At 45.3% G+C, this 11,131-nt stretch carries 8 protein-coding genes; 7 read left to right on the top strand and 1 reads right to left on the bottom strand.

Annotated elements, in window-relative coordinates; all coding sequences use genetic code 11:
* The 7 genes from ntrB to ACJ751_RS10945 form a co-directional block, all read left to right on the top strand.
* Nucleotides 1-643: nitrate ABC transporter permease (gene ntrB / locus ACJ751_RS10975; RefSeq protein WP_407745537.1), on the top strand; the 643-nt coding region annotated here is incomplete at its 5' end.
* Between the two features lie 36 nt (nucleotides 644-679).
* Nucleotides 680-1,549: an ABC transporter ATP-binding protein gene (locus ACJ751_RS10970; RefSeq protein ID WP_407745536.1), complete on the top strand. Its 870-nt coding sequence runs from the start codon at nucleotides 680-682 to the stop codon at nucleotides 1,547-1,549.
* Nucleotides 1,550-1,638: 89 nt separating this feature from the next.
* Nucleotides 1,639-2,946, top strand: coding sequence for a NarK family nitrate/nitrite MFS transporter (locus ACJ751_RS10965; protein WP_407745535.1), 1,308 nt, complete (start codon nucleotides 1,639-1,641; stop codon nucleotides 2,944-2,946).
* Between the two features lie 39 nt (nucleotides 2,947-2,985).
* Nucleotides 2,986-6,504: a molybdopterin-dependent oxidoreductase gene (locus ACJ751_RS10960; RefSeq protein WP_407745534.1), complete on the top strand. Its 3,519-nt coding sequence runs from the start codon at nucleotides 2,986-2,988 to the stop codon at nucleotides 6,502-6,504.
* A 29-nt stretch (nucleotides 6,505-6,533) separates the two neighbouring features.
* Nucleotides 6,534-8,027, top strand: coding sequence for a rubredoxin (locus ACJ751_RS10955; RefSeq protein WP_407745533.1), 1,494 nt, complete (start codon nucleotides 6,534-6,536; stop codon nucleotides 8,025-8,027).
* Nucleotides 8,028-8,128: 101 nt separating this feature from the next.
* Complete coding sequence (locus tag ACJ751_RS10950) at nucleotides 8,129-8,416, top strand: SelT/SelW/SelH family protein (protein WP_407745532.1); 288 nt, start codon at nucleotides 8,129-8,131, stop codon at nucleotides 8,414-8,416.
* A gap of 34 nt (nucleotides 8,417-8,450) precedes the next feature.
* Nucleotides 8,451-9,059, top strand: coding sequence for a molybdenum cofactor guanylyltransferase (locus ACJ751_RS10945; protein WP_407745531.1), 609 nt, complete (start codon nucleotides 8,451-8,453; stop codon nucleotides 9,057-9,059).
* Between the two features lie 95 nt (nucleotides 9,060-9,154).
* Here the strand turns inward: ACJ751_RS10945 and ACJ751_RS10940 are convergent, their stop codons facing one another.
* On the bottom strand, nucleotides 9,155-10,594 hold the full coding sequence (locus ACJ751_RS10940; RefSeq protein WP_407745530.1) for a PLP-dependent aminotransferase family protein: 1,440 nt from the start codon (nucleotides 10,592-10,594) through the stop codon (nucleotides 9,155-9,157).
* Nucleotides 10,595-11,131 lie beyond the last annotated feature (537 nt).

Raw genomic sequence — 11,131 nt, 5'->3', positions numbered from 1 at the left:
TAAAGAAGTTATGACCAATCCTTTTCAAAATGATCCCGATAATAAAGGAATTGGTATAAAGCTGTTGAGTTCTTTGGCACGGGTAGGTATTGGTTTTGGATTGGGAAGTTTAATTGCTATTCCCCTGGGTTTTGTTTTAGGGAGCAGCCGGATAGCAATGAATATCATCAATCCCATTGTACAAATATTAAGGCCAGTGTCACCACTGGCCTGGTTTCCACTGGGGTTGGCCATTTTCCAGGATTCACCCAAGGCCAGCATCTTTATGATATTCATTTGTTCTTTGTGGCCAACGCTCATCAATACATCTTTCGGCGTTTCGAACATTCCGCAGGATCATAAAAACGTAGGCAAAGCCTTTGGGTTTTCAGTTTGGAAATACATTACCAAAATAATGTTGCCCTATAGCTTGCCACATATTTTTACAGGTTTGCGCTTGTCGATCGGTGTGGCCTGGATGGTGATCGTTGCCGGTGAAATGTTATCGGGTGGAATTGGACTGGGGTACTTTGTTTGGGAAGAAGGTTTTAACGGTGGCAGTGTAGGTAAAATTCTGGTGGCAATATTGATCATCGGCACCGTAGGATTATTGCTTGACCGGTTATTCACTGGATTGCAAAAGCGATTCACCTACGCGGTGTAGTTAATTTAATTAGTAAAGCACGTAAACCGACGAACAATGAGCACAACAACCACAAAAATAGCAACACAAGATATTGCCGACTCCATTTTGGACCCGGTATTAACACCGTCAACCGCAATTAGTATCAATAATGTTACAGTAAGTTTTAAAACACCGAAAGGGGCCTATACAGCGGTGAAAGAAATTTCCCTCACCGTACAAAAAGGAGAGATCGTTTCCCTGATCGGCCATTCCGGTTGTGGTAAATCAACCCTCATGGGTACAATCAGTGGTATGGTTAAACCTTCCCAGGGGGAAGTAATAGCTAATGGTAAGCGAGTGGCTGGTCCGGGACCCGACAGAGGCATTGTATTTCAGAATTATTCTCTGTTACCCTGGTTATCAGTATACAGGAATATTTATGAAGCAGTGGACTCGGCATTAAAGGATTTGTCGAAAGCAGAAAAAAAGGAACTGGTAGAACGCAATTTGAAAACCGTGCATTTGTGGGACCATAAGGACAAACTACCCGGGCAGTTATCAGGTGGAATGAAACAACGGGTTGCCATTGCACGGGCTTTCGCAATTAACCCAACCATTTTGTTGCTCGATGAACCGTTTGGCGCGCTCGATGCCCTGACGAAAAGTAATATGCATGTGGAGTTGCTGAAATTATGGAACCTCGACAACCGGGAAAAAACAATCGTAATGGTTACCCATGATATTGAAGAAGCCATCTTTTTATCAGACAGGGTAGTGGTAATGAATGACGGACCGGCAGCTACTATCAAAGAAATTGTATCGGTTCCCCTGGCAAGGCCGCGCAATAAAAAAGATATCGTACATGATCCGGTTTATATGAACACGCACGACAAATTACTGAACCTGCTGATCGATAAGTTTTCAATTGATGATATAAAAGAATAAGCTGAATGGTCAATGGCTCCCCCTCCACCGGAGGGGGCTGGGGGGAGGCCTGCAACATAAAATTTTAAAACAGTATTAATAAGGAATTTATGAATCAACCGCTGGCAAAGCTGAACATTTTTTCGGGAAAGGGTATACAAATGCGCACCTTTCACATTACCTGGCTTACCTTTTTCTTTTGCTTTTTTGGCTGGTTTGGTATTGCGCCATTAATGCCGCTGGTACGTGAGACACTGCACCTTACCAAAGAGCAGGTAGGTAATATTACCATTGCGTCTGTATCGGCTACCATTATTGCCCGGTTGGTCATTGGCCGTTTGTGCGATACATTAGGGCCCCGCTTATCATATACTATTCTGTTGGTGATCGGTGCAATACCAGTAATGTGTATCGGCTTTGCCAATAGTTACGAATCGTTTTTATTATTCCGGTTGATCATTGGGATCATAGGCGCCTCCTTTGTGATCACGCAGTTTCATACCTCAGTAATGTTTGCGCCCAATATAGTGGGTTCAGCCAATGCGGTAGCCGGCGGTTGGGGTAACCTGGGTGGTGGTGTTACCCAGATAGTAATGCCGTTGATAGCCGCAGCTTTTGTAGGCGCTGGTTATATTGACAAAGGTAACAGCTGGCGTATTGCCATGATAGTGCCTGGCGCTATCTTATTGGTAATGGCATTTGTGTACTATCGTTTCACCAAAGACACGCCAAATGGTAACTATAATGAGATCAAACGCCAGACAAAAGAAAAAAAGAAAGGCACTTTCACTATAGCATTAAAAGATTACAGAACCTGGATCCTGGCAGTTGCCTATGCAGCCTGTTTTGGCATCGAGATCACCGTTGATAACGTAGCTGCCACCTACTTCGTAGATAATTTCAAAGCAACACTCATAATGGCGGGCGCCCTGGCCAGTGTGTTTGGTTTTATGAACCTGTTTGCGCGGGCGCTGGGTGGCATTATCAGCGATAAAGTGGGTAAAGCATATGGGTTACGCGGAAAGGGGATCTTGCTGGCAGGCTTTTTAGTAATGGAAGGATTTGGCATCGTGTTTTTTTCCAATGCAGGCACGTTAACACTGGCCATTGTATCTATGTTAATATTTGCCCTGTTTCTGAAAATGGCAAATGGCGGAACGTATTCCATTGTACCATTTGTGAACAAAGAAGCCATAGGCAGTGTGGCTGGTATTGTAGGCGCCGGCGGTAACATAGGCGCCATGCTGGTAGGCTTTCTGTTCAAATCTAAAAACATTACGTATTCACAGGCATTTTATTATATAGGCGTTGGCGTAGTGGTAGTAGGTGTGCTGGTTTTATTGACGCATTTACGTGCGTCACAAAAAACAGGCGCCGCTACAGAAATAAAAGACGAAGCCGCTTTAGCCAGAGCGTAGTAAGGAAATATTATCGGCCTTATCTAATATAGCATAATCATGGGAAATCATAATTCAGAATCGGTAACTACTACTTGCAGCTATTGCGGGGTGGGTTGTGGTATAGTGGTAAACAAGGATAAAAAGGGGAACATTACGGTTGAAGGCGACAAGAATCATCCGGTGAACAAAGGCATGTTGTGTAGCAAGGGCATGAATCTGCACTATACCGTGAATGATAAAAGCGACCGCTTGTTGTACCCGCAAATGCGCTATAACAAGAATATGCCCATGCAACGGGTATCGTGGGATGAAGCGCTGGACCGTACGGCTGCCGTATTCAGAACTTTCATTGATAAGTACGGACCAGATTCTGTTGCTTTTTATGTATCCGGCCAATGCCTTACCGAAGAGTACTACGTGATCAATAAACTGATCAAAGGATTTATAGGAAGTAACAATATTGACACCAACTCCCGGCTGTGCATGAGCAGTGCGGTGGCTGGTTACAAGATGGCACTGGGCGAAGACAGTGTGCCCGGTTGTTACGATGATATTGAATCAGCCGATTGCTTTTTTATAACCGGGGCTAATCCTGCCTGGTGCCATCCTATTTTATGGCGCCGTATAGAAGCGCATAAAGCGGCAAATCCGCATGTAAAGATCATTGTGGCCGATCCGCGTAAAACAGATACCTGTTCACTGGCCGATGTGCATTTGCAACTGAATCCCGGAACGGATATTACACTGAACCACGCCATTGGCCGCTTGCTGATAGAGAATGGGGATGTTGACCTTGATTTTGTAAAGAACCATGCCGAAGGGTTCGAGCAATATAAAAAGATCGTTTTTCAAAGAACACTGGCCGAAGCTGCAGAGATCTGTGGCATAGATAAAGCCCTTATCATCCTGGCGGCACAACACATTGGCAATGCCAAAGGATTTATGAGCTTGTGGACGATGGGCCTGAATCAAAGCGCAATAGGGGTGAACAAAAACCTCAGCTTAATAAACCTCAACCTCATTACCGGTCATATTGGTAAACCCGGTTCTGGTCCGTTTTCATTGACCGGGCAACCGAATGCCATGGGTGGCCGGGAAGTAGGCGGGTTGTCGAACCTGTTACCTGCGCATCGCGTGCTCACGAATCCCAAACACCGCGAAGAAGTAGAAAAATTCTGGGGCGGAAAGCAAATTTCTCCCAAGCCTGGCTTAACAGCTACGGAAATGTTCGATGCCTTGAATGAAGGCAAATTAAAAGCTATCTGGATCATCTGCACCAACCCGCTGATCAGTTTACCCAATGTGCGGATGGCTGAAGAAGGCTTGAAGAAAGCCAAATTTGTGGTGGTGCAGGACATAAGCAACAAACCCGAAACCCTGAAATATGCCGACGTTATTCTGCCCGCCGCTACCTGGACGGAGAAAGAAGGCACCATGACCAACTCTGAGCGTCGCATATCATACCTGAATAAAATAGTTGACGCGCCCGGCGAAGCATTGCCTGATGCAGAGATCATTTGCCGCTTTGCGAAAAAAATGGGTTATCATGGTTTCGATTATGAAAATGCATCCGCTATTTACGACGAACATGCCCAATTGACCGAGGGCACTAACATCGATATCAGTGGATTAAATTATAGTACGTTAAAAAACAGGAGGTCAGTGCAATGGCCGTATCCGAAAGGAGAAACAGGCCAGGGCACTGTACGCTTGTTTACCGACAAAACATTTTATACCCCTTCTGCCAAAGCCGTTATTCACCCGGTTCCGGATGAAAATACCAGCGAAAAACCGGATGGCGATTTCCCCTTCATTCTCACTACCGGCCGGATCCGCGATCAGTGGCATACGATGAGCAAAACCGGTAAGGTAAATAAGCTGAAACAACATATTTCGCAATCATTTTTGGAGATCCATCCCGATGATGCGCGCCGGCTGCATGTAAAAGATGGTGATATTACAGTAGTAAGCTCACGCCAGGGCGAAGTACGGGTAAAGGCGCAGGTGTCAACTTCCATAAAGCCAGGAGTGGTGTTCATTCCCATGCACTGGGGCAAGATCCTGAACAGCGACCTGAACCGTGCGAACAATGTTACCAGCTCGATGGTAGACCCCATCTCAAAAGAGCCGGATTTTAAATTCTGCGCCGTACAGGTAGCACCTTATAAAAAGCCCCGTCAGCGGATCGTGATCATCGGGGCAGGCGCAGGGGCGTTTGGATTTGTGAAATCATACCGCGAAATGAACAAGGAAGATGAGCTGGTGATCTTCAGCAAAGAGAATTTTCCTTTTTACAATCGCGTGATGTTGCCCGATTATATCAGTGGCACCCAAAATTGGGAACAGCTGATTAAAATGAAAGAATCGGAAGAGCCCGGTTACAATATCAAATTATATAAAGGCGTCAGTATAGAGAAAATAGACCGCGAGAACAAATGCGTAGTCGATTCAACCGGTCGTACCACTTATTACGATGTGTTGTTGATGGCAACAGGCAGCCGCGCAGCTATGCCGCGTAATGTACCTTCTTTAAAAGGCATATTCACCATGCGCAGCCGGACCGATGCCGATGAATTTAAAAACCATGTGCCTTCAGATGGACACGTGGTGATTGTAGGCGGTGGATTGCTGGGGCTGGAGCTGGCCGCTTCTTTACGCGAAGTAGACATAAAAGTTACCATCATCCAACGCATTTCGCGTTTCCTCGACCGACAGCTCGATCCGTTGGGAAGCCAGTTTTTGCACGAGGAAATGGTTGACCAGGAATGCGATGTTTATTACGACGATGAAGTGCAGCTGTTCTATGGCCGTACTGAATTAACCGGCATTCGCTTAAAAAGCGGAAAGGTGATAGATTGTAATGCCCTGGTATTTGCTATTGGAACGGTTCCGAACATCGAGCTGGCAAAAGAAACCGGTTTGCATTGTCAACGGGGCGTAATTGTAAATGAGCGCCTGCAAACCAGCGACCCGAATGTATTTGCCATCGGGGAGATTGCCGAGTTTGAAGGTGTGTTGTATGGTATAACTGCAGCAGCCGAACAACAGGCGCATGTGGTGGCCCGCTATCTGCAAGGCGATATTGCCAGCTACTACAAAGGCAGTCTGTTCATGAACATCATTAAAATTCATGGCTTCGATCTGTGCAGTATAGGTATACCTGAATGTCCGAATGATGATTATGAAGAGATCATTTTCCTGGATAAAGCAAAACGGTATTATAAAAAGTGTATCATTCACCAGGACCGCCTGGTAGGCGCCATTTTGATTGGTGATAAAAGTGAGTTCCAGGAATTCAGGGAATTGATTGCCAACAAAATTGAGCTGAATGAAAAACGACTGCAATTATTACGCAGCGGAAAAAAAGCCGAACCGGTATTAGGCAAGCTGGTATGCAGTTGCAACAACGTGGGCAGTGAAAACCTGAAAAATAAGATCAACGAAGGTTGTACCGACTTCAAACAATTGTGTTCATCAACAGGGGCAGGTACCGGATGTGGATCTTGTCGTCCTGAAGTGCAAAGGATTCTCGAAGAAACATTGGCTAATTCAACGAATGCTGTGTTTGTTAAGTAATGAAGTTTGTAAGTTATTAAGTTAATACAATGAGAAAATATCATCATATAAAAATAAACTTACCTGGTGGAATCATGGCCGCTGGTGATCTGCATACCTGGATGGAAGCGGCAGAACGTTGTGGTGTAGATCAGGTACAGTTTGGGAACCGCCAGCAATTGTATTTCGTGGCCGATAGTTCAAACGAAAAAGAGTTTCGCAAAGAGCTTGACCAGCTGGGTGTTTTTTATGAAGCCAATCATGATGATTATGCCAACATTTTAACCTCGTATGTGGCGGAAGATGTATTTCAAAATGGCAACTGGTTAAGTGAAGGGGTATATAAAGATATTCTGGGTATGTTCGATTACCGGCCAAAAATGAAGCTGAACCTGGTTGATGCCAACCAGAGTTTCATTCCCTTCTTTACCGGTAATATCAATTTTATTTCATCACCGGTAAATAATTACTGGTATTTATATGTGCGTTTCCCCAAGACCACGGTGATTTATTGCTGGAAAGGATTGATCTATTCCGACGATATTCCCCGCATTACCTGGTTGCTGGAAGAAGCAATGGCAGCCAATCCCACTTTAACGGATGGCGATGCGTTGTATGAAATGGTTCATAACAAACAGTTATTTGTAACGCAACCGGTTACCAGCGAATTGGCTATTCCCAAATTCGCGTTGCCCTATTATGAAGGCTTTAACCGCTATGGCGAAAAAACATGGCTGGGTATCTACAGACGCGATGAATGTTTTCCTGTTTCGTTTTTGAAAGACATTGCCTCCCTGTGTTTGAAAACCAAAGTAGGGCAGTTGTATGTTACGCCCTGGAAATCGCTTATTGTAAAAGGTATTGCGCAAAACGATCGCACGGCATGGGAATACGTGTTGAATACGTACCGCATCAATGTGCACCATGCAGCCAATGAACTGAACTGGCAGATAGAAGACCTGAGCGAAGAAGGACTGAATTTAAAACGATACATTATTCGTCAGTTTGATAAAGACGATGTGCGTACGCACGGACTTAGTTTTGCTATTAAAACCAAATCCAAATCAGGTCTGTTTGGTTTGTTTGGGGCGGTAGTAATAGCCAAGCAGCAGAATGCAAGCCGTAATAAAAGTGCGGCCATGAACCGGTACGACATCATGTACACCAAAGATTTCAATCCCAACTCGCGCGAATATATTTTATTCAGAAGTGCGGTGCAGAAAGAAGAGCTGGGTGCTTACCTGATCTCACTCTGCAAATATTTTTATGAGCTCACAACCGAAGCAGATAAGATATTACACAACGTATATCGGCAGGAAGTGGTACAGGAGCCGGCTACCAAAACAGCCATGAATGTAGCCGTTATACATCAGTGTAAGCACTGCTTTACCGTGTATGATGAACAGTACGGCGATAGCATAAATGACATTGCGCCCGGTACCCCATTCGATCAATTGCCCGCCACCTATCAGTGCCCCGTTTGTGAATCGGCAAAATCGGAATTTAAGGCGGTAAAGGCCGAAGGGGCAAAAGCCATAAACTAACAATAGTTAATATACATATTTAACAGGCTGTTTTCTTCCCCAAATTGTGACTTATAGTAGGTTTTCAGCGTTTTGCAGGTTCGCACCCTTATCTTTGTTTCATGAAACCTACTGTAACTATAGAATATTGTCCAAAATGCGGATGGTTGCTCAGAGCTGCTTATATGGCACAGGAGTTGTTAACCACCTTTGCAGATGAATTGCAGGGGGTGTTGTTAAAACCCAGTGAAGTCAGTGGCCGGTATACTATTTGCATTGGGGAGCAAAAGGTTTTTGATCGTAAAGAAATGGGCGGTTTCCTTGAAATTAAAGAAGTGAAGCAATTGGTGCGCGATGTGGTGGCTCCTGGCAAAAGCCTGGGTCATGCAGACCGCAAAATGCAAGACTGATTGCTTTGATTGATCACCTTCCAGTATATATAGTATGGAAAACTTGTTGGGTGTAATTTTATGTGGTGGCGAAAGCAAACGCATGGGCTCCGATAAGGGGTTGTTGCCGATTCGTAATACCATTTGGGCTAAACATATGCACGAAAAACTGGCCATGTTTCACCTGCCGGTGGTATATTCGGTGAATGAGCACCAGGTGCATACTTATGTAGAAGAGATCTCCCCAGAGTTGCTGGTAGTAGATAATGCCGAGGTGGAAGGCCCGTTAAAGGGACTACTCAGCGTTCACCAGCAATATCCCGATAATGACCTGCTGTTACTGGCCTGCGACATGCTGGATCTCGATGCCGGTACTATTCATTTTCTGTTGCAGGAATACATGCGCGATAATCAATCAGATTTTTATGTTTATCAGGATGTAGATTTTGCCCAGCCTTTTTGCGGTATCTATACCCGCACGGGGTTGGAAAAAGTAGCCGGGCGCATTATGATCGGCCGCCTGAAAAACTATAGCCTGCAAGCCATCTTCGACGAAGGCGTAACATTGCGTTTACCCATGCGCACCCCGCACGTTTTTCGCAATTATAATTCCAATGCAGATATTGAGAAGTTTTTTGAGCACCCCATTATTCCGGCTCCCTGATTAAGCGAGTTGGCAAAAGGCAGAGGGCAGAAGGCAGAGATGAGATCCCGCAATAAGGGCTTTTCACGTTTGCCGTTTCACGATTCAAGACCTCCTCAGCCCATCTTTTTCACTAATCCCCCTAATATCCGAATTCCCCTCTCTACAGAATCGCTCCACGGTTGCCCATAACCAATACGCAAATAGTTGCTGTAGCGGTCGCGCATGGAAAATATTCTACCCGGCGCTACGGACACCTGGTATTTGATCGCTTCCTGGTACAATTGATAGGTGTTTACTTTTTTGTTCAACTCCAGCCACAATACAAACCCGCCTTGCGGCCTCGATATTTTTGTGTCGGGCGGAAAATGATCGATGATGCCCTGAACATATCGCAGCTGTTGCGTGTGCAGGGCCGTACGTAATTTTTTCAGATGATAATCGAACCGGCCAATACCCAGGAAATGCGCCATGGTATGTTGGGTAATGGTAACGCCGCTGATGGTATGCCGCATTTTTAACCGGATAAATTGTTCTTTAAATCGGCCCGGGATCGTCCAGCCGATGCGATAGCCCGGCGCCAGTGATTTGCTTACAGAGGAACAATACAACACCCACCCTTCGGTATCATATGTTTTGCAACAACGCGGCCGGTGTTGACCAAAATACAATTCCCCATAAATATCATCTTCGATCAGGGGTATACGGTGTTTGGTGATCAGTTCCACCAATGCTTTTTTATTTTCATCGGGCATACAACAGCCAAGCGGATTGTTAAAGCTGGGCACAAACACACAGGCTTTGATGTTTGATTGTTTAATGGCTTCCTCCAGGTAGTTCAGATCGATGCCGGTAACCGCATCAGTAGGTATTTCAATCACATGCAGTCCCAACGATTCCATCACCTGGAAAATGCCAAAGAAAGTGGGTGATTCAATAGCCACCGTATCACCCGGACGCGTAACTGTTTGCAGCGATAATGACAGCGCCTCCATACAACCAGCCGTGATCACCACATCATTGGCATTGATCTTTCCACCCCAGTTAAAAGCCATGCGGGCAACCTGTTTACGCAGTTCCAAATTCCCCTGTACATCCTCGTAATTAATACAACTGCCGGCCGAATGACGGAACGCATGCACCAGCGATTTATTCAGTTTGGCGGCAGGGAGCAGCTCCATGGCAGGCGCTGCCAGGGCCAGGTTGGTAATATCGGTGGCGCTTAATTTTTTAAAAACGGCAACTACCATTTCATCAACACTGATGGTTTCAGCCATGGCTTCGGGTTTGGCAGCAGCGGGCATGGCGGGAAAACGTTTCTGGTTGAACCGTACATAATACCCCGACTTGGGGCGCGCCTCGATCAGTCCTTTCCCCTCGAGATAATAGTACGCCTGAAACGCCGTGCCCATGCTGATGCCATATTCCTCGCTCAACATCCGAACCGAAGGCAGCTTGTCACCGATCTTCAGGATCTCGTTATGGATCATCTGCTCCAGGCTCCCGGCGATCTGCAGGTACAGGTGGTCGGTGCCGGTTAGTTTGTTTTTATTCATGGGCTTTTTAGATCTGATATAGCCCAAGTTACGAAAATTGCATCTGTTTTAGGACGAGCAGTCGGCAAACGGCAAACGTGAAACGGCAAACCGCGACGCGGCCAGGCAACTTCTGAATCGGAAAACACTTTCTTTATTACTCTCACCTTTATTAATCTGTCAACTTCGTCAACCCTATCATTTCTAAGTTCTTACCTCAACTTCCATCCCTTAATCCCCTTATCAACAAGTTAACTGGTCAACCTGTCAACCCCCTCAGTACTATGTCCCATCCTAAGGTTATCTTAAGGTCATCCTAAGGTCATCCTAGGGTTATCTTAGGGTTTAAACCCTGGGATGAACCTGAGATAACCCTGAGAATACCTTAAGAAAACCTAATAAAATAAGGTCCCATAAAGAGGCTATATGAAAAGTATTTTATATATTTAGGTACAAAAACTACTGTTTATGGCAATAAGTAACAGCGTGTTGTTAAAGTTGCTTTCGGGCCAGATGAATAAAGAAATTGTGTTCAAGCAATATGGCGACAAAACCGTC

The organism is Niastella sp. (genome assembly GCF_045805085.1).
Lineage (GTDB): Bacteria > Bacteroidota > Bacteroidia > Chitinophagales > Chitinophagaceae > Niastella.
This window is presented reverse-complemented; position numbering and strand designations above follow the sequence as displayed.

Excerpts from the sequence above, each read along its gene's own strand:
- ACJ751_RS10970 (WP_407745536.1), top strand. The coding sequence starts at position 680 with ATGAGCACAACAACCACAAAAATAGCAACACAAGATATTGCCGACTCC.
- ACJ751_RS10965 (WP_407745535.1), top strand. The coding sequence starts at position 1,639 with ATGAATCAACCGCTGGCAAAGCTGAACATTTTTTCGGGAAAGGGTATA.
- ACJ751_RS10960 (WP_407745534.1), top strand. The coding sequence starts at position 2,986 with ATGGGAAATCATAATTCAGAATCGGTAACTACTACTTGCAGCTATTGC.
- ACJ751_RS10955 (WP_407745533.1), top strand. The coding sequence starts at position 6,534 with ATGAGAAAATATCATCATATAAAAATAAACTTACCTGGTGGAATCATG.
- ACJ751_RS10950 (WP_407745532.1), top strand. The coding sequence starts at position 8,129 with ATGAAACCTACTGTAACTATAGAATATTGTCCAAAATGCGGATGGTTG.
- ACJ751_RS10945 (WP_407745531.1), top strand. The coding sequence starts at position 8,451 with ATGGAAAACTTGTTGGGTGTAATTTTATGTGGTGGCGAAAGCAAACGC.
- ACJ751_RS10940 (WP_407745530.1), bottom strand. The coding sequence starts at position 10,594 with ATGAATAAAAACAAACTAACCGGCACCGACCACCTGTACCTGCAGATC.